Annotated in this window: 22 protein-coding genes; 14 read left to right on the forward strand and 8 right to left on the reverse strand. The window is 66.2% G+C overall.

All coding sequences use genetic code 11. From position 1 onward, the window contains the following. Window positions 1–375: 375 nt before the first annotated feature. The 5 genes from HNP46_RS31830 to HNP46_RS31850 are packed head-to-tail and all read right to left on the reverse strand — an operon-like array spanning window position 376 to window position 5,048. Complete coding sequence (locus tag HNP46_RS31830; protein ID WP_184597123.1) at window positions 376–1,272, reverse strand: ChaN family lipoprotein; 897 nt, start codon at window positions 1,270–1,272, stop codon at window positions 376–378. A gap of 11 nt (window positions 1,273–1,283) precedes the next feature. Next, a complete protein-coding gene (locus HNP46_RS31835) occupies window positions 1,284–2,051 on the reverse strand; it encodes a heme ABC transporter ATP-binding protein (RefSeq protein WP_184597125.1) in 768 nt (255 codons plus the stop codon). Then, window positions 2,051–3,034: a FecCD family ABC transporter permease gene (locus HNP46_RS31840; RefSeq protein ID WP_184597192.1), complete on the reverse strand. Its 984-nt coding sequence runs from the start codon at window positions 3,032–3,034 to the stop codon at window positions 2,051–2,053. Before HNP46_RS31840 ends, HNP46_RS31835 begins: the two co-directional genes overlap by 1 nt. 50 nt (window positions 3,035–3,084) lie before the next feature. Further along, window positions 3,085–3,981, reverse strand: a complete 897-nt coding sequence (locus tag HNP46_RS31845; RefSeq protein ID WP_184597127.1) for a heme/hemin ABC transporter substrate-binding protein — start codon at window positions 3,979–3,981, stop codon at window positions 3,085–3,087. Between the two features lie 11 nt (window positions 3,982–3,992). Next, window positions 3,993–5,048 carry a hemin-degrading factor gene (locus HNP46_RS31850; protein ID WP_184597130.1) on the reverse strand — a complete coding sequence of 352 codons (1,056 nt, stop codon included), beginning with the start codon at window positions 5,046–5,048 and terminating at the stop codon, window positions 3,993–3,995. A 256-nt stretch (window positions 5,049–5,304) separates the two neighbouring features. Here HNP46_RS31850 and HNP46_RS31855 point away from each other — a divergent pair, with 256 nt between their 5' ends. Continuing rightward, the gene (locus HNP46_RS31855) at window positions 5,305–5,634 is read left to right on the forward strand and encodes a Rieske (2Fe-2S) protein (RefSeq protein ID WP_184597139.1); all 330 of its coding nucleotides are present in this window, start codon (window positions 5,305–5,307) and stop codon (window positions 5,632–5,634) included. 169 nt (window positions 5,635–5,803) lie between these two features. Here HNP46_RS31855 and sfsA read toward each other — a convergent pair whose 3' ends face one another. Beyond that, window positions 5,804–6,511, reverse strand: coding sequence for a DNA/RNA nuclease SfsA (gene sfsA / locus HNP46_RS31860; RefSeq protein ID WP_184597141.1), 708 nt, complete (start codon window positions 6,509–6,511; stop codon window positions 5,804–5,806). Further along, window positions 6,511–7,683: a pyridoxal phosphate-dependent aminotransferase gene (locus tag HNP46_RS31865; protein ID WP_184597143.1), complete on the reverse strand. Its 1,173-nt coding sequence runs from the start codon at window positions 7,681–7,683 to the stop codon at window positions 6,511–6,513. The genes sfsA and HNP46_RS31865 overlap by 1 nt, the downstream gene beginning before the upstream one ends. 333 nt (window positions 7,684–8,016) lie before the next feature. On the opposite strand from HNP46_RS31865, the gene dksA reads away from it, so the two are divergent. The 11 genes from dksA (at window position 8,017) to pgi (ending at window position 20,919) form a co-directional block, all read left to right on the forward strand. Further along, window positions 8,017–8,460 (forward strand): RNA polymerase-binding protein DksA, encoded by a 444-nt coding sequence (gene dksA / locus HNP46_RS31870; protein WP_015478905.1) that lies wholly within the window; start codon window positions 8,017–8,019, stop codon window positions 8,458–8,460. Window positions 8,461–8,542: 82 nt separating this feature from the next. Further along, window positions 8,543–9,430, forward strand: coding sequence for a tRNA glutamyl-Q(34) synthetase GluQRS (gene gluQRS / locus HNP46_RS31875; protein ID WP_184597145.1), 888 nt, complete (start codon window positions 8,543–8,545; stop codon window positions 9,428–9,430). A gap of 216 nt (window positions 9,431–9,646) precedes the next feature. Further along, the gene (locus HNP46_RS31880) at window positions 9,647–9,823 is read left to right on the forward strand and encodes a hypothetical protein (protein ID WP_015478907.1); all 177 of its coding nucleotides are present in this window, start codon (window positions 9,647–9,649) and stop codon (window positions 9,821–9,823) included. Then, window positions 9,807–12,758, forward strand: coding sequence for a sensor histidine kinase (locus HNP46_RS31885; RefSeq protein WP_184597147.1), 2,952 nt, complete (start codon window positions 9,807–9,809; stop codon window positions 12,756–12,758). The genes HNP46_RS31880 and HNP46_RS31885 overlap by 17 nt, the downstream gene beginning before the upstream one ends. Before the next feature lie 26 nt (window positions 12,759–12,784). Continuing rightward, a complete protein-coding gene (locus HNP46_RS31890; protein ID WP_184597149.1) occupies window positions 12,785–14,221 on the forward strand; it encodes a sigma-54-dependent transcriptional regulator in 1,437 nt (478 codons plus the stop codon). Between the two features lie 764 nt (window positions 14,222–14,985). Continuing rightward, complete coding sequence (locus HNP46_RS31895) at window positions 14,986–16,389, forward strand: polynucleotide adenylyltransferase PcnB (RefSeq protein ID WP_184597151.1); 1,404 nt, start codon at window positions 14,986–14,988, stop codon at window positions 16,387–16,389. Beyond that, window positions 16,386–16,871, forward strand: a complete 486-nt coding sequence (folK, locus tag HNP46_RS31900; RefSeq protein ID WP_184597153.1) for a 2-amino-4-hydroxy-6-hydroxymethyldihydropteridine diphosphokinase — start codon at window positions 16,386–16,388, stop codon at window positions 16,869–16,871. The genes HNP46_RS31895 and folK overlap by 4 nt, the downstream gene beginning before the upstream one ends. 141 nt (window positions 16,872–17,012) lie before the next feature. Then, window positions 17,013–17,810: a 3-methyl-2-oxobutanoate hydroxymethyltransferase gene (gene panB / locus HNP46_RS31905; protein ID WP_184597156.1), complete on the forward strand. Its 798-nt coding sequence runs from the start codon at window positions 17,013–17,015 to the stop codon at window positions 17,808–17,810. Continuing rightward, window positions 17,810–18,661, forward strand: a complete 852-nt coding sequence (gene panC / locus HNP46_RS31910) for a pantoate--beta-alanine ligase (protein WP_184597158.1) — start codon at window positions 17,810–17,812, stop codon at window positions 18,659–18,661. Before panB ends, panC begins: the two co-directional genes overlap by 1 nt. Window positions 18,662–18,792: 131 nt before the next feature. Further along, window positions 18,793–19,173: an aspartate 1-decarboxylase gene (panD, locus tag HNP46_RS31915; protein ID WP_184597167.1), complete on the forward strand. Its 381-nt coding sequence runs from the start codon at window positions 18,793–18,795 to the stop codon at window positions 19,171–19,173. Window positions 19,174–19,254: 81 nt separating this feature from the next. Next, a complete protein-coding gene (gene pgi / locus HNP46_RS31920) occupies window positions 19,255–20,919 on the forward strand; it encodes a glucose-6-phosphate isomerase (RefSeq protein WP_184597169.1) in 1,665 nt (554 codons plus the stop codon). 34 nt (window positions 20,920–20,953) lie between these two features. On the opposite strand, the gene HNP46_RS31925 is transcribed toward pgi, so the two are convergent. Further along, window positions 20,954–21,928, reverse strand: a complete 975-nt coding sequence (locus HNP46_RS31925; RefSeq protein WP_184597171.1) for a GlxA family transcriptional regulator — start codon at window positions 21,926–21,928, stop codon at window positions 20,954–20,956. A 102-nt stretch (window positions 21,929–22,030) separates the two neighbouring features. Between HNP46_RS31925 and HNP46_RS31930 the strand changes: the two genes are divergently transcribed. Together HNP46_RS31930 and acs are read left to right on the forward strand one after the other, a co-directional pair. Further along, window positions 22,031–23,116, forward strand: coding sequence for a DJ-1/PfpI family protein (locus HNP46_RS31930; protein WP_184597173.1), 1,086 nt, complete (start codon window positions 22,031–22,033; stop codon window positions 23,114–23,116). Between the two features lie 61 nt (window positions 23,117–23,177). Beyond that, window positions 23,178–25,115, forward strand: coding sequence for an acetate--CoA ligase (acs, locus tag HNP46_RS31935; protein ID WP_184597175.1), 1,938 nt, complete (start codon window positions 23,178–23,180; stop codon window positions 25,113–25,115). Window positions 25,116–25,197: the final 82 nt, after the last annotated feature.

The raw sequence follows: 25,197 nt of genomic DNA on the forward strand, positions 1-25,197 counted from the left end.
ATAAGCTCGAGAGACCACGCAGTCGGACTCTTCAGATTATCTCCTCATCAGGCTAATCACGGTTTGGACCCGGCACTTTGCCGGGTCTTTTTTTGCCTTGGATTTAGCCGGCTGCTGGTCGATGCCCTCGCTCTTGCGCCTTCGAACGAATTGAAGAAAAAGGGTTGACTCTCAAATGATAATGGTTATTATTACAACCACTGGCTGCGAGGCCAGTTGGATAAGCTCGAGAGACCACGCAGTCGGACTCTTCAGATTATCTCCTCATCAGGCTAATCACGGTTTGGACCCGGCACTTTGCCGGGTCTTTTTTTGCCCGCGATTCCTGCAGCGTCGGGCATTCCCCGCCCATGAAAAAAGGGCCTTGCGGCCCCTTCACATTCTGCCGCGCAGCTGCGCGCAGTAATCGGTCGGCGGCTGCGCCGGCGTATACCACGCATAGTCCGCCTGCTGCGGGGCAACGGTCCTGCCCACCTCTGCCAGCATCACCACCTGCAGTCCTTGCGCTGCGTCCAGGTCCTGCAGATGCACGGGCACGCCCAGGTCCCGCCGCGCGTGGAAACCGCCGGCAATCAGCACGGCCGGCTGCGGCGCTGCCTTGAAATGCTCGGCCAGGCGCCGGTCGCGCTGCTGCTGCACCGCCAGCATGGCCGGCAACTGGCTGTCGGGCAGCAGGCCGCAATGGGAGTCGCGGATATCTTCCAGCAACGCCTCGCGCACCGGCGCCGCCGTGGAAGCCGCGCCGCGCAGTTGCGGCTGGCGGCGGTAGATATCCATGATCTCGCTGCGATCGAGGTTGGCCGCCAGCAAGGGCGCCGGCTGCTTCACCAGCCAGGTCACCAGGGGACCGTATTGCGACCAGTCCCAGCCGGACTGCCAATGCAGCGCGCCGATCAGGTCGATGGGCGTTTCACCTTTCGCCGCGGCCGCCTGGGTGGCGGTCACGGCGCCCTGCTGATCCGGATTGAGCATTTCCAGCAGCACACTGCCACTCGGACGACGCTCGGCCAGGGCGCGCACCAGCCAGAGTTCAAGGGCGTGGTGATCCGGATTGTCGTGCTGCTCGCCGATCAACAGCCGTGGCGCGGCAGCCAGACGATCCAGCAACTGTGCCGGCGAGAGCTGCTCGCCACTGCGCAGGTCGCGGATCACCCCCAGCTCGGCGCTATCGCGCCCTTCCGGGCTCTGCCAGACCGGCAAGGGCGGCGCCGCAACCTGGGTCTGGCACGCAGAGAGCAGCGCCAGCAGCGGGACGAACAGCAGCTTGTTCATGGCGACTCCAGTCAGCGAGCAATGATCAGCGGATGACCGCGCTCCGGATGCTCGTGTACCAGCACATCGAGACCGAAGACGGTGCGCAACGGCTCGGCCTGCAACACTTCGTGAGGCGTGCCCAGCAGATGGGCACGCGTTTCGTGCAGCAGCAACAGGCGATCACAGTAACGCGCCGCGAGGTTGAGGTCGTGCAGGATCACCAGCACTGCCGCGCCGCGCCCTGCAAATTCGCGCACGGCCTGCAGCGTGGTGTGCTGGTGCAGCGGGTCGAGTGCCGAGGTCGGCTCGTCCAGCAGCAGGACCTGCTCCGAGCCGCCCGGCCAGAGCTGCGCCAGCACACGGGCCAGGTGAACACGCTGACGTTCGCCGCCCGATAGCGCCAGGTAACTGCGCCCGGCCAGGTGCGAAGCATCGGCAGCGGCCATCGCCTCGCGGATGATTTCCTCGTCACGCTGGCGGCCACTGTCGTGGGGCAACCGGCCGAAACCGACCACCGCCTCGACGGGGAAGGCGAAATTCAGCGAGGACGATTGCGGCAGCACGGCCAGCCGGCGTGCGCGCTCGCTGCCTTGCCAGGACTCCAGCGGACGACCGTCGAGGCTCACCGCCCCACCGGCCAATGGCAGTTCACCGTTCATGGCGCCGAGCAGGGTGCTCTTGCCCGCGCCGTTGGGACCGAGCACGCCGAGCACTTCGCCCGGCTGCAGCGTTACGCTGACATCCTGCAGGACGGTCTGCGCGCCGCGCTTCACCAGCAGCTTGTCTGCGCACAGCATCAGGAACGCCCCCTGATCAGCAGATAAAGGAAGAACGGCGCACCGATCAGCGCGGTGACGATGCCGATCGGCAGCTCAGCCGGCGCCAGCGCCAGCCGTGCGATCAGATCGGCCAACAGCAGTAGGATCGCCCCACCGAACATCGACGCCGGCAGCAGCACACGGTGATCCGGGCCGACGATCAGCCGCAGCAGATGCGGTACCACCAGGCCGATGAAGCCGATCATGCCGGCGGCGGCCACAGCCGCACCCACACCCAGCGCGGTGCAGAGGATCAGCTCGACTTTCAGCCGCTCGACGTCGAAGCCCAGGTGACGCGCCTCGGATTCGCCCAATAGCAGTGCGTTCAGCGCATTCACCCGGCGTGGCAGCCAGCAGGCCACCAGCAGGGTGATCAGTAGTAGCGGCCAGAGTCGCGGGTAGCTCGCGCCGTTGAGGCTGCCCAGGTTCCAGAAGGTCAGGGTGCGCAGGGTGGCGTCATCGGCCAGGTAAGTGAACAGGCCGATCAGCGCGCCCGCCAACGCAGTCAGCGCGATACCGGCGAGCAGCATGGTCGCCACGCTGGTCTGACCGTTGTGGCGGCCCAGGCGATAGACCAGCGCCGTTACCAGCAGGCCGCCGGCAAAGGCACAGGCGGACAGCAGATAGGGCGCGAAAGCTTCGGGCAAACCACCGATGGACGCGCCGAAAACGATGGCGATGGCGGCGCCCAGCGCGGCACCGCTGGAGACCCCGATCAGGCCGGGATCGGCCAGCGGGTTGCGGAACAGCCCCTGCATCGCCACACCCGCCAGGGCGAGCACACCGCCGGTGGCGATCCCCAGCAGCGTGCGCGGCAGGCGGATCTGCCCGACGATCAGCTCGGCCTGGCCAAGCCCGTCGGCGGACACTGGCAATCCCAGCATATGCGCCAGGGCGCGCAGGGTATCGCCCAGCGGCAGGCTCACCGGCCCGAGGGCCAGTGAGAGCCAGGTGACCAGCAGCAAGAGAAAACCGAGTAACAGGAACAGCGGTCGAGCGGTAACGATCCGAGTCAAGGACGGCTTTCCGAATTCAGGGCCTGCGCGGAAGGATAAAAGGCCTGGGAAAGCCTCGCCAGCCAGTCCGGAATGCGCGGGCCGAGACCGCCCACCAGCAGGGTCGGATCCAGCACCAGCACGCGGCCGTCGCGCACCGCGCTGGTGGCGGCCAGGCCGGGGTTCTGCTGGGTCAGCGCGGCGCGGGCCTTGTCGCCGTCCAGGGCACGGTCACTGAGTACCACCACCTGCGGATTCAGCGCCGTCAGGGCTTCGCTCGACAACGTCTTGTAGCCGCTGTGGGTCGCCAGGTTCCTGCCGCCGGCGTGCTGGATCAGCCAGTCGCCGGAGGTGCCCTGCCCGGCTACCAGCAGATTGCCGCCGGCATGCCCGACCAGCAGGACCACACCGGGCGCCGTCTGGGCGGACTGGGCTTTCTTCACCCAGGCGTCCTGGGCGGAGAGCCGCGCCGTGAAGTCTGCTTCCACCTGCCTGGCCTTGTCCGGCGCACCGAGCAGCTCGCCCAGACGCTGGATGGTGTCGTGCACGGTCTTCTCGTCGGCCTTGGCCGATAGCGTCTCGATGCGCACGCCTGCGGCGCGCAGTTGCTGCAGCACCGGCGGCGGGCCCATCTCCTCGCTGCCCAGCAGGATGTCCGGCTTCAGCGCGAGGATGCCTTCGGCGGCCAGCTGCCGCTGATAACCGATCTTCGGCAATGCATGCAGCGATGCCGGGTGCAGGCTGGTGGTGTCGACGCCGACCAGCTTGCCTTCGCCGCCTAGGGCGACGACCCATTCGCTCAGCGAGCCGCCGGCACTCACCCAGCGTTGCGGCAGGCTATCAGCGAGCACGCTGGTGGCAGCGAGGCAGAGTCCGGCGAACAGGCCGGTCACGATCCAGGGAGTCTTCTTCATGCTGTCGGTCCTCAGAGCGCCGGGAAGGATTCGGCCAGCTCGCGCCAGCTTTCCAGTTCCGGCACGCCGGGTTTGCGCGCGCCGAAGATTTGCAGCACCAGCTCGCCGTGGGCGTCGAAGGCCTCCCAGCTGGTGACCACACCATCACTGCTGGGCTTGCGCACACGCCACAGTTCGGTGACCCCTGGCGTCTTCAGGTGCAGGTTGAACAGCGGGTCGAGGACGTTGAACCAGTCGTCCATCCACTTGAGGTTTTCCACGGTGCCGGTGTGGATCTGGATGCAATGGGCGTTGCCGACGAAGAGCATGATCGGCAACTGGTTCGCCCCCGCCGCTTCCAGTAGGCGCGGCAGCTCGGCAGTAGCCAACGGCTCGGCCCACTCGCGGCCGGCCAGGCGCAGTGCCTGGGTGCGCTGGACCTTGTGCTTCTTCAGCAGGGCGAAGAAGTGGTGGGTGTCCTTCAGCGCGGCCCAGCCTTCACGCAGGGCGGGGGCGTCGATTTCACCGTCAGCCAGCGCGGCGGCCTTGGGCTCTGCCGGCACCAGGTCCAGCTCGGCACTCTGCTCGGCGGCGGTGAAGCTGCGCACCAGTGGCTCCCAGGCCGCAAGATCGCTCTGCTCGGTGAGGAACACCTTGTGTACGGCGCTGCCCTGGCGGTCGAACACCTGGATGCTGCGCTGGGTGCCATGAGCCGTCTCTTCACTGATGGCGAAAGCGCTGGCCCAGCCACCGAGGAACAGGCGCAGGTCGATGTCCGGCGACACCACCAGGCCCATCTGGCCATTGGCGGAGACGGTCACGTCGCGGTACGGCCCCTTGCGCTCGTGGACGCAATATTCGTTGCGCGTCAGCGCCATGATCTGCCCCAACTCGCCCAGGGCCGGCAGCAACGCTGCCCAATCGGTACGCAGGCGCACGGCGTCCACGCCCAGGCGGCTGGCGGTCAATTCGGCCTCAGTCACAGCCAGGTGCTGCGCCGCATCGCGGGCGCGCAGGCGCGGTTTCTCTGCGCGCAGGGTTTGCCAGGCGCGGTACAGCTCGGAGGCCGGCGCAGTCAGGGTGGTCATCACGGAATTCCTCGTTCATGCAGGGGCACGCCGCCGCGCGGCGGCAATAAGACGAACATTGCCACAGGAAATTCAGGAAATCTATTTGATAATTATTTGCATTAAATGTCAGAGCGGCTTAAGGTCTGCGCCGCTTCGCTGGCAAGACGCCAGCTCGGCCCCTCTTCAGCACACGGAAGTGCACCCTCTTCCGGTGCCGGCATTCCTGCGCGGATAATGTCCGCCTGTGATGCCGCACCTGAATGGAAAGTCCCGGATGATCCTGCTCTGCGCCCCGCACGACCTGGCCGAAGGCCAGTGCCGGGGCTTCAAGGCCGCTGGCCTGAACCTGTTCGCCGTGCGCCGCGCGGGCCTTGTCCATGCCTATCGCAATCGCTGCCCGCACCGGGAGATCCCCCTGGGTTACGACGCCGAGAATTTTCTCGACGCCAGCGGCCGATTGCTGCAATGCGGCCACCATGGCGCGCTGTTCCTGATCGAGACCGGTGAATGCATCCAGGGGCCCTGCCTGGGCGATTGGCTGGAAGCGCTGCCCTGCCACGAGGACGAGCAGGGCATCTGGCTGGACATCCATTCCGCCGAGTAGCGAATAGCCCTCACAGGAGCCTGTAGGAGCGGATCTTATCCGTGAAATCCCTGGACTCCGGCGCGCTGTTTCACGACTTCGCGGACAAGGTCCGCTCCTACAAAAGCGCCCTCTGCGCGGGGTATACGCCTGCAAGAGTGGGCTCGCACCCATAGGGCGTTCCTGAAAATCACAGCAGCACTTTGAGAGGCCTATCCAGGCGAATCTCCTGGGTGTCTATCCGCGCCCCGTACGCCAACACTTCGACTCCGGCATTGCGCGCCTCTGCCAGCGCCGCGGCATACGCCGGGTCGATTTCCGCCGCCGGGCGCACTGCTTCGATCTCCGACAGGTTCACCGCGTACAGCAGCACCGCACGCATGCCCTCGCGCGCCAGGGCGGCCAGCTCGCGCAGATGCTTGGCTCCACGCTGGGTAACGGCGTCGGGAAAGGCGGCGACCAGGGTGTCATCGAAGCCCAGGGTCACGCTCTTCACTTCCACATACACCGGCTTGCCGGCGTACAGCAGGCGGAAGTCCGCGCGGCTGCTTTCCTGGCCGTAGGCGACTTCGCGGCGCAGCTCGTCGAAGCCGGCCAGCTCGGTCACCGTGCCAGCCAGCAGCGCCTCTTCCACCAGGCGATTCGCGCGCCCGGTGTTGACGCAGGCCAGCCGGCCCTGGGGCGTTTCCACCAGCTCCCAGGTGCCGGGCAACTTGCGCTTGGGGTCATCGGAGCGGCTGAACCAGACACGGCATCCCTCACTCATGCAATTGAGCATGGAGCCGGTATTCGGGCAGTGGATGGTCAGCAACTCACCGCTGGCAGTCTCGATATCTGCCAGAAAGCGCTTGTAACGTTTGATCAGGCGCGCCTCTTCCAGCGCCGGCTCGAAGCGCATCAGGGATGCCAGGTTTTCAGGCCGCGGGCGATGCGCTCCACCGCCTGCTGCAGACGCTCGACGCTCTGGGTGTAGGCGAAACGCACATGGTGCGAGGCCTGATAGCGCCCGAAGTCGATCCCTGGCGTAAAGGCCACGTGCTCGGTCTCGATGAAGTGCTGGCAGAAGGCGAAGGCGTCGCCACCAAAGGCGCTGATATCCGCATACAGATAAAAGGCACCTTCGGGCTCCACGGCAATACCGAAGCCCAGCTCGCGCAAGGCCGGCAGCAGGTAGTCGCGGCGGCGGCGGAACTCTTCGCGGCGCTCTTCGAGAATCGCCAGGGTCGCCGGCTCGAAGCAGGCCAGCGCAGCATGCTGGGCCATGCTCGGCGCGCTGATGTAGAGGTTCTGCGCCAGTTTTTCCAGCTCACCCACGGCTTCGGGCGGCGCCACCAGCCAACCCAGGCGCCAGCCGGTCATGCCGAAATATTTGGAGAAACTGTTGAGGACGAAGGCCTCGTCATCCACTTCCAGCACGCTGGGCGCATCCAGGCCGTAGGTCAGGCCGTGGTAGATCTCGTCCACCACCAGATGGCCGCCGCGCGCCTTCAGGGCGCCGGACAGCGCCGCGAGTTCATCCTTGTGCAACAGGGTGCCGGTAGGATTGGCCGGCGAAGCGGCCAGAGCGCCTACACTGTCCTGATCCCAATGCCGCTCGATGAGCTCCGGGGTGAGTTGGTAACGACTCTCCGGACCGACCGGCACCAACTGCGCGGCGCCTTCCACCAGGCGCAGGAAGTGCCGGTTGCACGGGTAGCCCGGATCGGCCAGCAGCCAGTGCTTGCCCGGGTCCACCAGCAGGCTGCTGGCCAGCAGCAGGGCACCGGAACCGCCGGGCGTGACGAGAATGCGCTGCGGGTCGATCGACAGTCCGTAGCGCTGCGCGTAGAAGCCGGCGATGGCTTCGCGCAGGGCCGGCAGGCCACGTGCGGCGGTGTAGCGCGTGTGACCGTTGGCCAGGGCCCGCTGCCCAGCCTCGACGATGGGCGCCGCGGTGGTGAAGTCCGGCTCGCCGATTTCCAGGTGGATGACGTCGTGGCCCGCGGCCTGCAGCTCGTTGGCCCGCGCCAGCAGCGCCATGACGTGGAAGGGTTCGATGGCGCGGCTGCGCGCACTGAAGGTGGTGGCCATGCAATATTCCGAACTTTGCGACAGAGCCGGGATTCTAACAGGCCACTGATGAATACTGGGGTGCCGTGCACAGAACGCGCAGCACCCGCAAAGTTGCAGGCTTCGTCTGGTAAAAGCCAGCGATCCTGCGGCGGTTTGCCGACAAACCCACTGCCCGTGACCGACAGGTCGGCGAACAGGTGATCAGGTATGTGCGGGCACTGCCAGGTGCGACAACCGGGAGTAGCGTCCCGGTAATCGTTCTGGTAAGTTCGCCCGCTTGCGAGCGCGGGGCCGGCGGTGCCGGAGAAGGACCATCCGCGAGAGGATTAGCGAAGTGAGAGGCGGTCATCCATGCCCACCAAAGCAAAACAACAGAGCAGCCAACTGATTCGTGGCTTCGAGCCCTACCAGGAAACCAAGGGCGAGGAGTACATGAGTGATCGCATGCGCGCTCACTTCACCTCCATCCTCAACAAATGGAAAGTTGAGCTGATGGAAGAAGTCGACCGTACCGTGCACCACATGCAGGACGAAGCGGCAAACTTCCCCGACCCGGCCGACCGTGCCAGCCAGGAAGAAGAATTCAGCCTCGAGCTGCGTGCCCGCGATCGCGAGCGCAAGCTGATCAAGAAGATCGACGAGACCCTGCAGCTGATCGAAGACAACGACTACGGCTGGTGCGATTCCTGTGGCGTCGAGATCGGCATCCGCCGTCTGGAAGCCCGCCCCACCGCCACCCTGTGCATCGACTGCAAGACCCTGGCGGAAATCAAGGAAAAGCAGCTGGGCTCCTGAGCCTAGTTGATCCCGAACGGGGCGCTGCGGCGCCCCGTTTCGTTTCTGCGCTTTATAGATAGCTGCCCAGCCGAGTACCGCCATGCCCGTCTCCCGTTACGTCGGACGCTTCGCCCCCACCCCCAGCGGCTACCTGCACTTCGGTTCGCTGGTAGCGGCGGTCGCGTCCTACCTGGATGCGCGCGCGGTGGGTGGAAAATGGCTGGTGCGCATGGAAGACCTCGACCCGCCACGCGAGATGCCCGGCGCCCAGGCGGCGATCCTGGAAACCCTCGAACGCTACGGCTTCGAATGGGACGGCCCGGTGGAGCGCCAGAGCGAGCGCCGCGACGCCTACGCCGCCCAGGTCGAGCAATGGCTGCGCAGCGGCCTGGCCTATGCCTGCACCTGCTCGCGCAAGCAACTCGAAGGCAGTCACGGCATCTACCCCGGCACCTGCCGCGATGCCCAGCACGACTGGCACGGCGACGTTGCCATCCGCATCCGCGTACCGGAACTGGACTACCGCTTCACCGATCGCCTGCAGGGCGAGTACCGGCAGCACCTGGGCCGCGACGTGGGCGACTTCATCATCCGCCGCCGTGACGGGCTGTTCGCCTATCAACTGGCAGTGGTGCTGGACGATGCCTGGCAGGGCGTGACCGATATCGTTCGCGGCGCCGACCTGCTGGACAACACCCCGCGCCAGCTCTACCTGCAGGAACTGCTGGGCATCGCCGCGCCGCGCTACCTGCACGTGCCGCTGATCATCCAGCCCGACGGCCACAAGCTGGGCAAGTCCTACCGCTCGCCGCCGCTGGAGGCCGATCAGGCTGCCCCGCTCCTGGTACGCGCGCTCAAAGCGCTGGGACAGAATCCGCCCGCAGAACTTGCGCGCAGCACACCGCGCGAAGTGCTCGCGCGGGGCATCGCCCACTGGAATGCCAGCGCCATCCCCCCCAGCCTGACGCTGGAAGACGCGCAGCTCTAGACTGATACGACCAGGCAGCGCGATAGATGCGGCAGTCTCCCTGCCCACCCTGAATATCGCAGCATGCTTTTTTGCAGGAGCGAGCTTGCTCGCGAACCCGAAACTCGTTCGCGAGCAAGCTCGCTCCTACAGGCCCTGCCGGACTCCACCCGGCAGCCAGCTTGCCGGCAACTGCCCGCACAGGTAGCCTGCCCGCCGAACCAAGAGAGAGACGACATGTACATCTACCGACTGGTGTTGCTCCTGGTCGTGGGCATCTACCTGTTCTCACCGGCCATCATGGACTGGTGGATCGATCCCCACGGCGCCTGGTACCGCCCGTATCTGCTGTGGCTGATCCTGATCGTCGTCACCTTCATCCTGCAGAGCCAGCGCGATGCTGACGAGCTTTAGCCTCACCCAGCTGATCCTGATCAGCGCCTCCTACCTGATGGTCCTGTTCGGTGTCGCCTGGATCACCGAGCGCGGTTTCATTCCGCGCCGACTGGTGCGCCACCCGCTGATCTACACCCTGTCGCTGGGCGTGTACGCCAGCGCCTGGGCCTTCTATGGCACGGTCGGGCTGGCCTACCAGTACGGCTACGGCTTCCTGGCGATCTACCTGGGCGTCTCCGGCGCCTTCCTGCTGGCACCGGTGCTGCTCTACCCGATCCTGCGCATCACCCGGGCCTACCAGCTGTCATCGCTGGCCGACCTGTTCGCCTTCCGCTTCCGCAGCACCTGGGCCGGCGCGCTGACCACGCTGTTCATGCTGATCGGCGTGCTGCCGATGCTGGCGCTGCAGATCCAGGCAGTGACCGACTCGATCAGCATCCTTACCCGCGAATCCGAGCCCAACCGCGCGGCTCTGGCGTTCTGCGCGCTGATCACGCTGTTCGCCATCCTCTTCGGCGCGCGCCACATCGCCACCCGTGAGCGCCACGAAGGGCTGGTGATGGCGATCGCCTTCGAGTCGCTGGTCAAGCTGGTGGCGCTCTGTTCCATCGGCCTGTTCGCCCTCTACGGCGTGTTCGGTGGGCCGGATGGCCTGGAAGTCTGGCTGCTGCAGAACCAGGAAGCCCTGAGCACCCTGCACACGCCGCTGGCCGAAGGACCGTGGCGCACGCTGCTGCTGGTGTTCTTCGCCGCCGCCATCGTCATGCCGCACATGTTCCACATGACTTTCACCGAAAATCTCAACCCGCGCGCACTGCTCAGCGCCAGCTGGGGCCTGCCGCTGTTCCTGCTGCCGATGAGCCTGGCGGTGCCGCCGATCCTCTGGGCGGGCCTGCACCTGGGCTCCTCGACCAACCCGGAATACTTCACCCTCGGCCTGGGCATCTCGGTGGACAGCCCGGCCCTGGCGCTGACCGCCTTCGTCGGCGGCATCTCCGCTGCCAGCGGCCTGATCATCGTGATGACCCTGGCGCTCTCGGGCATGGTGCTCAACCACCTGGTGCTGCCGCTCTACCAGCCACCGGCCGAAGGCAACATCTACCGCTGGCTGAAGTGGACCCGCCGCGCGCTGATCGCCGCGATCATCATGGCCGGCTATGCCTTCTACCTGCTGCTGGGCGCCGAGCAGGACCTGTCGAACCTGGGGATAGTCTCCTTCGTCGCCACCCTGCAGTTCCTCCCCGGCGCGCTGGCCGTGCTCTACTGGCCGACCGCCAACCGCCGCGGCTTCATCGCCGGCCTGGTGGCGGGCATGCTGGTGTGGGGCGCGACCATGCTCACCCCGCTGGTGGCGAACCTGCAGAGCATCTACGTCCCGCTGTTCAACTCGCTGTACGTGCTCGACGACACCACCTGGCACCTCGCCGCGCTGGCCTCGCTGGCGGCCAACGTGCTGGTGTTCACCCTGGTCTCGCTGTTCACCGAAGCCAGCGATGAAGAGAAAGGCGCCGCCGAAGCCTGCGCCGTGGACAACGTGCGCCGCCCGCAGCGTCGCGAGCTGATCGCCGTGTCCCCGCAGGAATTCGCCAGCCAGCTGGCCAAGCCGCTGGGCGCGAAGACCGCCCAGCGCGAAGTGGAACAGGCCCTGCGTGACCTGCACCTGCCCTTCGACGAACGCCGCCCCTATGCCCTGCGCCGCCTGCGCGACCGCATCGAGGCCAACCTTTCCGGCCTGATGGGCCCGAGCGTGGCGCAGGACATGGTGGAAACCTTCCTGCCTTATAAAGCCAGCAGCGAAGCCTACGTCACCGAGGATATCCACTTCATCGAGAGCCGCCTGGAGGACTACCACTCCCGGCTCACCGGCCTGGCCGCCGAGCTCGACACCCTGCGCCGCTACCACCGCCAGACCCTGCAGGACCTGCCCATGGGCGTCTGCTCGCTGGCCAAGGACCAGGAAATCCTCATGTGGAACCGCGCCATCGAGGAGCTCACCGGGGTCAGCGCGCAACGCGTGGTCGGCTCGCGCCTCGCGGCCCTCTCCGAACCGTGGCGCGGCCTGCTGGAAGGCTTCATCGATGCACCCGACGAGCACCTGCACAAGCAGCGCCTGACCATCGATGGCCAGACACGCTGGCTGAATCTGCACAAGGCGGCGATCGAGGAACCCCTCGCGCCCGGTAACAGCGGCCTGGTGCTGCTGGTCGAAGACCTCACCGAAACCCAGTCCCTGGAAGACAAGCTGATCCACTCCGAGCGCCTGGCCTCCATCGGCCGCCTCGCCGCCGGCGTGGCCCACGAGATCGGCAACCCCATCACCGGCATCGCCTGCCTGGCGCAGAACCTGCGGGAAGAACGCGAGGGCGACGGCGAGCTGACCGAGATCAGCGGGCAGATCCTGGAGCAGACCAAGCGCGTCTCGCGCATCGTGCAGTCGCTGATGAGCTTCGCCCACGCCGGCGGCAAGCAGGTGGCCGCCGAGCCGGTGTGCCTGGCCGACGCCGCCCAGGAGGCGATCGGCCTGCTGTCGCTGAACCGGCGCAGCGTCGACGTGCAGTTCTTCAACCTGTGCGACCCGGAACACTGGGTGGAAGGCGATTCCCAGCGCCTGGCCCAGGTACTGATCAACCTGCTGTCCAACGCCCGCGACGCTTCCCCGGCCAACGGCGCGATCCGCGTGCGTACCGAGGCGTCGGAGCAGACCATCGACCTGATCGTCGAGGACGAAGGCAGCGGCATTCCCAAATCGATCATCGACCGCCTGTTCGAGCCCTTCTTCACCACCAAGGACCCGGGCAAGGGAACCGGCCTGGGGCTCGCACTGGTCTATTCGATCGTGGAAGAGCATTATGGGCAAATCACCATAGACAGCCCGGCTGACCCCGAACGCGAATGCGGAACCCGCATCAGCGTCACCTTGCCGCGGCATCCTGGCCCGACGGCCGAGCAGTAGACGAGCACGTCGAGAGAGCTGAATACATGGCACATATCCTCATCGTCGAAGACGAAACCATCATCCGTTCCGCCCTGCGACGATTGCTCGAGCGCAACCAGTACCAGGTCAGCGAGGCTGGCTCGGTGCAGGAAGCGCAGGAGCGCTACAGCATCCCGTCGTTCGACATGATCGTCAGCGACCTGCGCCTGCCCGGCGCCCCGGGCACCGAACTGATCAAGCTGGCCCAGGGCACCCCGGTGCTGATCATGACCAGCTACGCCAGCCTGCGCTCGGCGGTGGACTCGATGAAGATGGGCGCGGTGGACTACATCGCCAAGCCGTTCGACCACGACGAGATGCTCCAGGCCGTGGCGCGCATCCTCAAGGATCGCCAGGAAAACCGTAACGCCCCCGCCGAAGCCCGCGGTAACGCCAAGGCCGCCGAGCGCAGCAGCGGTAACACCGCCGCCGCGGATGGCGACATCGGCATCATCGGCTCCTGCCCACCGATGCAGGAGCTCTACAGCAAGATCCGCAAGGTCGCGCCCACCGATTCCAATGTACTGATCCAGGGCGAGTCCGGGACCGGCAAGGAACTGGTCGCCCGCGCCCTGCACAACCTCTCCAAGCGCACCAAGGCGCCGCTGATCTCGGTGAACTGCGCGGCGATCCCGGAGACCCTGATCGAATCCGAACTGTTCGGCCACGAGAAAGGTGCCTTCACCGGCGCCAGCGCCGGCCGCGCCGGCTTGGTGGAGGCGGCCGACGGTGGCACGCTGTTCCTCGACGAGATCGGCGAACTGCCGCTGGAAGCCCAGGCGCGCCTGCTGCGCGTGCTGCAGGAAGGCGAGATCCGCCGGGTCGGCTCGGTGCAGTCGCAGAAGGTCGATGTGCGCCTGATCGCCGCCACCCACCGCGACCTGAAGATGCTGGCCAAGACCGGCCAGTTCCGCGAAGACCTCTATTACCGTCTGCACGTCATCTCGCTGAAGCTGCCGCCGCTGCGCGAGCGTGGTCCCGACGTGATGGAAATCGCCCGCTCCTTCCTGGCGCGCCAGTGCTCCCAGATGGGGCGTCCGGCGCTGACCTTCTCCCACGAGGCCGAACAGGCCATCCGTCACTATCCGTGGCCGGGTAACGTGCGCGAACTGGAGAACGCCATCGAGCGCGCGGTGATCCTCAGCGAGGGCCAGGAAATCCCGGCCGACCTGCTAGGCATCGACATCGAACTGGATGATCTGGATGACGACTTCGGCGATGACGGCGACCTGCGCCCCAGCAACGGCAGCGCCAGCAACCACGAGCCCACCGAGGATCTGTCGCTGGAAGACTACTTCCAGCACTTCGTCCTCGAGCACCAGGACCACATGACCGAGACCGAGCTCGCCCGCAAGCTGGGGATCAGCCGCAAATGCCTGTGGGAACGTCGCCAGCGCCTGGGTATCCCACGGCGCAAATCCGGTGCCGCAGCGGACTCGTAACAGGTCCCCACACTGTTACCGGGGACATGCTCCGTAACAAAGCCGGGTTCATCGGTAACGAAAACCCGGCTTTTTTGTGCCTGCGGATTGGGGGGCGATCCTCGCAAACCCTTGAAAAATAAGGATTCGCAAAAGTTGGCACGGCATCTGCTTTGTTATTGGTACAACAACAATAACAAGCACGACCAACTCAAAATAAGAACAAGACGAAACGACTCCAGCACAACAAAAACAAGATCGCGGAGGCGCAGCTAACTGATTCTTTTGGAGAAGGGTAGCCGTCGGGACCAGTCCCGCAACCAGTCAAGAAGAATAAAACTGTCTTGAGGCAGCACGCAAAACTGGTTGGACCGCAAGGTCATTGCTCACTCAGCGACCAAAGCAATCCGTTTGCTATTGAACCCTTCCATGTGTGGAAGGTTCCCCGAAGCAGGTAGCTTCGAGGGTCGGGTCTACAAACAAAAACAACAAGCCCGGTAATCATAATAAAAACAAAGCACGCACCTATTTGGGGGGGAGCCTCGGCTCCCCCAGTAGCTTTCGCTACACCCTCCTCGCTGTCCCCCGCAAGCCCCTTTCTTCAGTTTTCTTCATCATCCCTCCCCACGATGCTAGAATCGCCGCGGCGCAGACGGCATTCGATTTGCTGCCAATTGTTTCAAGGCAGCGGCAGACCGCCCGCTATCCTCCAGGAAACGCCGCAATCAGGCGGCTTGCCGAGACCTGCGTATGCCATCCATACACCTATTCCCGATAGTGCACACATGCTGAAAAAGCTGATCCAGTCCATCCGATCCCCACTGCGCCGTCCACGCGCCGTCCGCACTACCCCGGAAGTCGTTGGCAATCATCAGCACTCGCTGCGGCGGGACCAGTTCAGCAGGAACGCGGTGAACGTCGTGGAGCGCCTGACCAAGGCCGGCTACCAGGCGTACATCGTCGGCGGCGGCGTGCGTGACCCGCTGCTGGGTATTCCCCCCAAGGATTTCGACGTGGCCACCAGCGCCACCCCCGAGCAGGTGCGAGCCGAGTTCCGCAACGCACGGGTGATCGGTCGCCGCTTCAAGCTGGTCCACGTGCATTTCGGCCGCGAGATCATCGAGGTCGCCACCTTCCGCGCCAACCATCCGGTCAGCGAGGACGAAGAGAACAACGCCCACGCCTCGCGCAACGAGGCCGGCCGCATCCTGCGTGACAACGTCTACGGCACCCTGGAAGACGACGCCCAGCGCCGCGACTTCACCATCAATGCCCTGTACTTCGATGTCACCGGTGAACGCATCCTCGACTACGCCCACGGTGTGCGCGATATCCGCAACCGCCTGATCCGCCTGATCGGCGATCCCGAGCAGCGTTACCTCGAAGACCCGGTGCGCATGCTGCGCGCGGTGCGTTTCGCCGCCAAGCTGGACTTCGAGATCGAGAAGCACAGCGCCGCGCCGATCCGCCGCCTGGCACCGCTGCTCAACGAGATTCCCTCCGCACGCCTGTTCGACGAAGTGCTCAAGCTGTTCCTCAGCGGCAAGGCCGAGCGCACCTTCGAGCTGCTCAACGAGTACGAGCTGTTCGCCCCGCTGTTCCCGGCGAGCGCCAAGGCGCTGAAGGAAAACCCCGAATACGCCGGCAAGCTGATGCGCCAAGCGCTGGCCAATACCGACGAGCGCATCCGCCTGGGCAAGCCGGTCACTCCGGCCTTCCTGTTCGCCGCGCTGCTCTGGCCGGCCCTGCCCGCCCGCGTGCTGAAGCTGCAGGAACGCGGCATGCCGCCGATTCCGGCCATGCAGGAAGCGGCCCACGAGCTGATCCTCGAACAGTGCCGGCGCACCGCGGTGCCCAAGCGTTTCACCATCCCGATCCGCGAGATCTGGGACATGCAGGAACGCCTGCCGCGCCGCCAGGGCAAGAAGGCCGACCTGCTGCTGGAAAACCCGCGCTTCCGCGCCGGCTATGACTTCCTCCTGCTGCGCGAGAGCGCTGGCGAGGAAACCGGCGGCCTGGGCGACTGGTGGACCGACTACCAGGAAGCCAGCGACGGTGAACGCCGCGGCATGATCCGCAACCTGGCCAGCCAGCCGGAAGAAGGCGGCGCCGCGCCGCGCAAACGCCGCCGTGGCGGTAGCAACCGCCGTCGTCGCGGCCCGCGCACCGAAGGCGCCAGCAGCGAATGAGCGAGCGGGTGTACCTCGGGCTCGGCAGCAACCTTGCCGAGCCGCGCCAGCAGCTCGAAGCCGCGCTGAAGGCCATCGCCCTGATTCCCGCCACCAAGGTGGCGGTGGTCTCGCCGCTCTACGCCAGCGATCCGCTGGGCCCGCCGGACCAGCCGCGCTACGTCAACGCCGTGGCCGCGCTGGATACCGACCTGGAGCCGCTCGCCCTGCTGGATGCCCTGCAGACCATCGAGCTGGAGCAAGGCCGCGTGCGCAAGGACGAGCGCTGGGGCCCGCGTACCCTGGATCTCGATATCCTGCTGTTCGGCGATCAACTGATCGACGAGCCGCGCCTCACCGTGCCGCACTACCACATGCACGCGCGCGCCTTCGTGCTCTACCCGCTGGCCGACCTCGCCCCGCAACTGCGCCTGCCCGACGGCCGTAACCTGCCCGAGCTGCTCGCCGCCTGTCCGTTCAGCGGCCTGGAACGCCTGTCCTGAGGCATGCTGCGCCCCAGAGGTGGGGCGCACTGGCAGTAACGCCGTAACAGTCCGGTAACACCTGCAATTGACTTCGCCTTTTTCGATCCGGACTATAGGGCCCCGTTTGCCCCTGCCCGACGCAGAGCCGAGGACACTTTCATGCCTGATGTCACCCTGACCACCCTGCAAGGTCTCAAGCAAAGCGGCGAAAAGATCGCGATGCTGACCTCCTACGATGCCACTTTCGCCCACACCGCCAGCCTCGCCGGTGCCGAAATGCTGCTGATCGGTGACTCCCTGGGTATGGTGCTGCAAGGTCACGACAGCACGCTGCCGGTGACCGTGGAAGACATGGCCTACCACACCGCCGCGGTGAAGCGTGGTAACAAGGGCGCGCTGATCGTCAGCGACCTGCCGTTCGAATCCGGTTCTTCCCTGGACCAGTTGCTGCGCGACTCGGTCAAGCTGATGCAGGCCGGCGCCCACATGGTCAAGCTCGAAGGCGGCGCCTGGCTCGCCGAGCCGATCATCCGCCTGGCCCAGATGGGCATTCCGGTGTGCGCGCACCTGGGCCTCACCCCGCAGGCGGTCAACCTGTTCGGCGGCTTCAAGGTCCAGGGCCGCCAGGAAAACCAGGCGCGCCAGCTGCGCGCCGACGCCATCGCCCTGGAGCAGGCCGGCGCTGCCGTGCTGCTGCTCGAGTGCGTGCCCTCGGCGCTGGCCAAGGAAATCACCGAGGCGGTGAAGATTCCGGTGATCGGCATTGGCGCCGGCTCCGGCACCGACGGCCAGGTCCTGGTGATGCACGACATGCTCGGCCTGTCGCTGTCCGGCCGCTCGCCGAAGTTCGTGAAGAACTTCCTCGACGGCCAGCCCGACATCCAGTCCGCCTTCGCCGCCTATGTGAAGGCCGTGAAGGACGGCACCTTCCCCGGTCCGGAGCACGGTTTCGCCTGATGAACACAGTCAAGACAGTCCGCGAGCTGCGCGCCGCCGTGGCGCGCGCCCGCAGCGAAGGCAAGCGCATCGCGCTGGTGCCGACCATGGGCAACCTCCACGCCGGCCACGCCGCGCTGGTGACCAAGGCCAGCCAGCGCGCCGACTTCGTGGTGGCGAGCATCTTCGTCAACCCGCTGCAGTTCGGCCCCAGCGAAGACCTGGACAAGTACCCGCGGACCCTCGCCGCCGACCAGGAGAAGCTGCTGGAAGCCGGCTGTCACCTGCTCTTTGCTCCGACTGTCGAGGAGATGTATCCCGACGGCATGCAGGGCCAGACCCGATTGCACGTCACCGGTGTCTCCGAGGGGCTGTGCGGCGGTAGCCGGCCGGGCCACTTCGATGGCGTCGCCACCGTGGTCTGCAAGCTGTTCAACATGGTCCAGCCCGACATGGCGCTGTTCGGCGAGAAGGATTTCCAGCAGCTGGCGGTGATCCGCAAGCTGGTGCGCGACCTCAACCTGCCGATCCAGATCTTCGGTGAGGCCACCGTTCGCGCCGAGGACGGCCTGGCGCTGTCTTCGCGCAATGGTTACCTCACTGACGAACAACGCGCCACCGCGCCGGTCCTGCAGCGCACCCTGAAGCAGCTGGCCGAGCGCATCCGCCAGGGCGAGCGCGACTTCCCCGTGCTGCTCGCCGAAGGCTGCCGGCAGATCGAACAGGCCGGCCTGCGGATCGATTACCTGGAAGCCCGCGAGCCCGTCGGCCTGCGCCCCGCCACGGCGCAGGACCATCAGTTGGTGATCCTGGTCGCCGCCTTCCTGGGCAGCACCCGGTTGATCGACAACCTCGCCTTCAGCCTCGACTGACCCCCGCAAAAGCCCCCGAAGCCTCGCCTCAATCCACGCCAGCCGCGGTATTGAGCGACTTCGGGTGCTCGCGCATACTCGCCCCGCCGCAACGCCCAGCCCAGAAAACCAAAAACAACAGGAGCCACGTCATGCAGAGCATCATGCTCAAAGCCAAACTGCACCGCGCCGAAGTCACCCACGCAGTGCTCGACTACGAAGGCTCCTGCGCCATCGACGGCGAGTGGCTCGATCTGGCCGGTATTCGCGAGTACGAACAGATCCAGATCTACAACGTCGACAACGGCGAGCGCTTCACCACCTATGCCATCCGTGGCGAGGAAGGTTCGCGGATGATTTCCGTCAACGGCGCCGCCGCGCACAAGGCCAAGGTGGGTGACCGCGTGATCATCTGCGCGTACGCTCAGTTCAGCGACGCGGAGCTTGAGGACTTCAAGCCGCGCATGCTGTATATGGCTCCCGGTAACCAACTGAGCCACACCAGCAACGCCATTCCGGTGCAGTTGGCCTGACCGGAATCCCGGAACCCGCGCGGCTCTTCCCGGCTCCAACGTCTCACGCTCAATCACGCACGTCTTACCCGAAGGTACGTCATGGAACACCACCGCACCCCGCTGGATGCCACCCAACTGGCGAGCTGGCAGGCATTGATCGCCCACCGCCAGGAACTGCAGCACTTCACCATGCGCGAGGCGTTCGCCCAGGACCCGGAGCGCTTCAAGCGCTTCTCCCTGAGCGCCTGCGGCCTGTTCCTCGACTTCTCGAAGAACCTGATCCGCCAGGACACCCTCGACCTGCTGGTGAAGCTGGCCGAAGAGGCCAAGCTGGGCGAGGCCATCCAGGCGATGTTCCGCGGTGAGGTGATCAACGCTTCCGAACGCCGCCCGGTGTTGCACACCGCCCTGCGCCGTCCCATCGGCGACAAGGTGCTGGTCGACGGTGTGGACGTGATGCCCGAAGTGCACCGCGTACTGCACCAGATGACCGAGCTGGTCGCCGCCGTGCACAACGGCCTGTGGCGCGGTTACACCGAGAAGCCGATCACCGACGTGGTGAACATCGGCATCGGCGGTTCCTTCCTCGGCCCGCAACTGGTCTCCGAGGCGCTGCTGCCCTTCGCCCAGAAAGGCGTGCGCTGCCACTACCTGGCGAACATCGACGGCAGCGAGTTCCGCGAGCTGACGGCCAGGCTCAACGCCGAGACCACCCTGTTCATCGTCTCGTCGAAGTCCTTCGGCACCCTGGAAACCCTGAAGAATGCCCAGGCCGCCCGCGCCTGGTATCTGGCCCAGGGCGGCAGCGAGGCGGAGCTGTACCGCCACTTCATCGCCGTCTCCAGCAACAAGGAAGCCGCCGCGGCCTTCGGCATCCGCCCGGAAAACGTCTTCCCGATGTGGGACTGGGTCGGCGGGCGCTACTCGCTGTGGTCGGCCATCGGCCTGCCGATCGCCATGTCGGTAGGCATCAACAACTTCAAGGAACTGCTGTCCGGCGCCTACAGCATGGACCAGCACTTCCTGACCTCGCCGTTCGAGAAGAACATCCCGGTGCTGCTGGGCCTGCTCGGCGTCTGGTACGGCGACTTCTGGGGCGCGCGCAGCCACGCGATCCTGCCGTACGACTACTACCTGCGCAACATCACCGACCACCTGCAGCAGCTGGACATGGAGTCCAACGGCAAGAGCGTGCGCCAGGACGGCAGCCCGGTTTCCGCCGGCACCGGCCCGGTGATCTGGGGCGGCGTGGGCTGCAACGGCCAGCATGCGTACCACCAGTTGCTGCACCAGGGCACCCACCTGATCCCGGCGGACTTCATCGTCCCGGTGTCCAGCTACAACCCGGTGGCCGATCACCACCAGTGGCTGTACGCCAACTGCCTGTCGCAGAGCCAGGCGCTGATGGTCGGCAAGAGCCGCGCCGAGGCCGAGGCCGAACTGCGCGCCAAGGGCGTGGACGAAGCCGAGGTGCAGCGCCTGGCGCCACACAAGGTGATTCCCGGCAACCGCCCGAGCAATACCCTGGTGCTGGAGCGCATCAGTGCCCGCCGCCTGGGCGCGCTGATCGCCATGTACGAGCACAAGGTCTACGTGCAGAGCATCCTCTGGGGCATCAACGCGTTTGACCAGTGGGGTGTGGAGCTGGGCAAGGAGCTCGGCAAGGCGGTCTACGGCCGTCTGGTCGGCAGCGAGGAAAGCGCTGCAGAAGACGGCTCCACCCAGGGGCTGATCGACTTCTTCCGCGGTCGCCACCGCGGTTGAGGGTCGCGCGGACGGCTACCCGGCCGTCCGCCGCCTAGCGGCAGAAGCGCTGCCGGTATTCCCCGGGCGTCACGCCCAGCGCCTGGACGAAGGCGCGCCGCAGGTTGTACTCGCTGCCAAAGCCGGCACGCCGGGCCACGCGCTTGAGCGCCGGCTCACCCGTCTCCAGCAGCTGGCAGGCTTGTTCCAGCCGCAGCTGCAGCAACAGCTTCGCGGGCGTCATGCCCATTTCCGCCTGACAGTGCCGATGCAGTGTGCGCGAGGACATCGCCATCCACGCGGCCATCTCCTCGACATCCACCGGGTGCTCCAGGCGCTCGCGCAGCCATTGCACCAGGCGCTCCAGATGGCCGCCGAGGGGTGCCTGCTGAGCCAGCAGCTGCGCGCTGAACTGACGCTGCCCACCCGGACGCCGCAGGTACATCACCAGCCCGCGCGCAACGCCCAGGGAAGCCTCGCGACCATGGTCTTCCTCCACCAGGCTCAGGCACAGATCCATGCCGGCGGTCACCCCAGCCGAGCTGTAGAAACTGCCGTCACACACGAACAGGGCGTCGGGTAACACTCGCAGGGACGGAAACAGCCGCTGCAGCAGCTCGCCGTAACGCCAATGGGTCACCACCGCCCGCCCGTCCAGCACACCCGCCTGCGCCAGCAGGAAGGCACCGGTGCAGATCGATGCACACCGAGCCGCCAGGGGCGCGGCTTGCGCCAGCCAGCGGGCGATTTCACCGGTCTGCATGGCCGCCTGGACGCCGAAGCCACCGGCTACCAGCAGCGTACAGCCGGCCACCTCCTGCGGCTCGGGCAGCGGCCCGCTGGCCAGCTCCAGCCCGGTACTGGATCTCATCAGCCCGCCACCAGGCGCGATGACCTGCAGCTCGTAGGTGGGCCGCAGGCGTGGCGGCAACTGCTCGTCCACTGCTGCGAAAACCTCCGCGGGCCCGGTCGCATCCAGCAGCTGGAAGCCGGGGAAGACCAGCAGCAGAACCCGGTGGGGACCCTTCATCCGCGCGCCCTCGAAAAATCTGACTGGCAGATATTCACTCATTGATGTCCGAAGTGACAGTCGAGGTGCAAGCAAGCTGGAGGCCCCATCCGGAGTCCTGCCATGCGTATTTGCCTGTTTCTTCTGCTGTGGTTCAGCGCCGCCGCCCACGCTGCTGGCGGCCCCCTGCCGGCCTTCCAGCCACGCAGCGAGCACCCGCGTCCGCTGATCGCGGTGATCGCGCAGAACCGCATGACCGAACTGGTCGACTACGTCGTGCCGATCGGCGTGCTGCGGCGTTCCGGCCTGGCCCAGGTGCTCGCACTCTCGACCGAGCCCGGCCCGGTCCAGCTGATGCCGGCGCTGAAAGTCCAAGCCGATGCCACGCTGGAGCAATTCCGCCAGCGTTATCCACAGGGCGCCGACTACCTGATCGTGCCGGCGGTGCATGACAGCCAGGACCCCGCGCTGCTGGCCTTCATCCGCGAGCAGGCGCGCCTGGGCAGCCGCGTGGTGGGCATCTGCGACGGCGTGCTGGTGCTGGGTCAGGCGGGCCTGCTGCACCACCGGCGCGCCACCGGACACTGGTATTCCCGCGGCCAGCGGCGCGCCGACTTCCCCGACACGGACTGGCAGGAAAATCGCCGGTATGTGGTGGATGGCCCGATCATGACCACCTCGGGGGTCAGCGCCGCCCTGCCCGCCTCGCTGGCATTGGTGGAGGCCATCGGCGGTACCGCCAGGGCTGCCGCCCTGGCGCAGCAGTTCGGCGTGGCGGACTGGTCGCCCCGCCACGACAGCCAGCGCTTCGGCCTCGGCGTCAGCGGCTACCTGGCGGCCAGCGGCAACTACCTCGCCTTCTGGGGCCATGAGCGCTTCGCCCTGCCCCTGGAGCCAGGGTTCGATGAAGTACGCCTGGCCCTGGCCACCGACGCCTGGGCGCGCACCTTCCGCAGCGAGGTCCGCGCCAGGGCCGCCCGCCCCGTGGGCAGCGCCAGCGGCCTGGTGTTCCTCGAAGAAGACTCGCAGGACCTGCCCGCACTGCCGCCCGCCGCCGGCAACGCCATGCAGACCCTCGAGCTCGCGCTCGATGCGATCGCTGCCCGCTACGGCGAGCCCACGCGCCAGCTGGTCGCCGCACAACTGGAGTATTCGCCGCCGGAACGTTCCGCTTCCCAGGCGCGTCGAAACAGCATGGACAGCCCTTGAACCCGCCAGGCCTTGCATGCACCCTTGGGGCATCTCGGCTAAACAACAACAAGGATTCCCCATGCATGAGATCAGCCTTCACCCCGTGCCGGAGGCCGTGCGCAAGCGCTCGTACCTCGACAACGACGCGTACCAGCGCCTCTACCAGCAGTCGGTAGACGACCCGCACACCTTCTGGGGCGAGCAGGCCAAGGCCTTCCTCGACTGGTTCAAGCCCTGGCACTCGGTGCATCACGGCGACCTGGCCAAGGGACAGGCGACCTGGTTCAAGGGCGGCCAGCTCAACGTCGCCTACAACTGCATCGACCGTCACCTGGAACAGCGCGGCGACCAGGTGGCGATCATCTGGGAAGGCGACAACCCGGCCGAATCCGCCAACATCACCTACCGCAAGCTGCACAGCCATGTCTGCCGGCTGGCCAATGTGCTGAAGAGCCGCGGCGTGCAGAAGGGCGACCGGGTCTGCATCTACATGCCGATGATCCCCGAGGCGGCCTACGCCATGCTCGCCTGCGCGCGGATCGGCGCGGTGCACTCGGTGGTTTTCGGCGGCTTCTCCCCGGACGCCCTGCGCGACCGCATCAACGATGCCGACTGCCGCACCGTGATCACCGCCGACGAAGGCGTGCGCGGCGGCAAGTACATCCCGCTGAAGAAGAACGTGGAAAAGGCCCTGGCCGATTGCCCGAACGTCTCCACCGTGGTGGTGGTCGAGCGGACCCAGGGCGACATCCCCTGGGTCGAAGGCCGCGACCTCTGGTACCACGAGGCCCTGCGCGAGGCCAGCGAGGACTGCGCGGCGGAGCCGATGGACGCCGAGGACCCGCTGTTCATCCTCTACACCTCCGGCTCCACCGGCAAACCCAAGGGCGTGCTGCACACCACCGGCGGCTACCTGCTGGGCGCGGCAATCACCCACAAGTACGTGTTCGACTACCACGACGGCGACATCTACTGGTGCACCGCAGATGTCGGCTGGGTCACCGGCCACAGCTACATCGTCTACGGCCCGCTGGCCAATGCCGCCACCACGCTGATGTTCGAGGGCGTGCCGAACTACCCGGACGCCTCGCGCTTCTGGCAGGTGATCGACAAGCACCAGGTGAACATCTTCTACACCGCGCCCACCGCCATCCGCGCGCTGATGCGCGAAGGCGACGCACCGGTGCGCAAGACCCAGCGCAGCAGCCTGCGCCTGCTCGGTTCGGTGGGTGAGCCGATCAACCCGGAAGCCTGGGAGTGGTACTACGAAGTGGTCGGCGAGAAGCGCTGCCCCATCGTCGACACCTGGTGGCAGACCGAGACCGGCAGCATCCTGATCACCCCACTGCCTGGCGCCACCGACCTCAAGCCCGGCTCGGCGACCCGGCCGTTCTTCGGCGTGCAGCCGGTGCTGCTGGATGAACAGGGCAAGGAAATCGATGGGCCCGCGTCCGGCGTGCTGGCGATCAAGGCCAGCTGGCCGAGCCAGATCCGCAGCGTCTACGGCGACCACCAGCGGATGATCGACACCTACTTCAAGCCCTACCCCGGCTACTACTTCACCGGCGACGGCGCCCGTCGCGACGAGGACGGCTACTACTGGATCACCGGCCGCGTGGACGACGTGATCAACGTCTCTGGCCACCGCATCGGCACCGCCGAGGTGGAGAGCGCCCTGGTGCTGCACGACTCGGTCGCCGAGGCCGCCGTCGTCGGTTATCCGCACGATCTCAAGGGCCAGGGCATCTACGCCTTCGTCACCACCATGAACGGCATCGAGCCCAGCGATGCGCTCAAGCAGGAACTGCTGGCCCTGGTGAGCAAGGAGATCGGCAGCTTCGCCAAGCCGGAAATGCTGCAGTGGGCGCCGGGCCTGCCCAAGACCCGTTCGGGCAAGATCATGCGGCGCATCCTGCGCAAGATCGCCTGCAACGAGCTGGAGAACCTCGGTGATACCTCGACCCTGGCCGACCCCACCGTGGTCCAGGGGCTGATCGACGAGCGCCTCAATCGCTGAGGAGCAGCTGCAAGCTGCAAGCTGCAAGCTGCAAGCGGACAAGGGTGCGTTAAGCTTGCTATGACGCCCCTTTCGCCGCTCG

The sequence above is a fragment of the Pseudomonas nitroreducens genome, from assembly GCF_014204515.1.
GTDB classification, from domain to species: domain Bacteria; phylum Pseudomonadota; class Gammaproteobacteria; order Pseudomonadales; family Pseudomonadaceae; genus Pseudomonas; species Pseudomonas nitritireducens_A.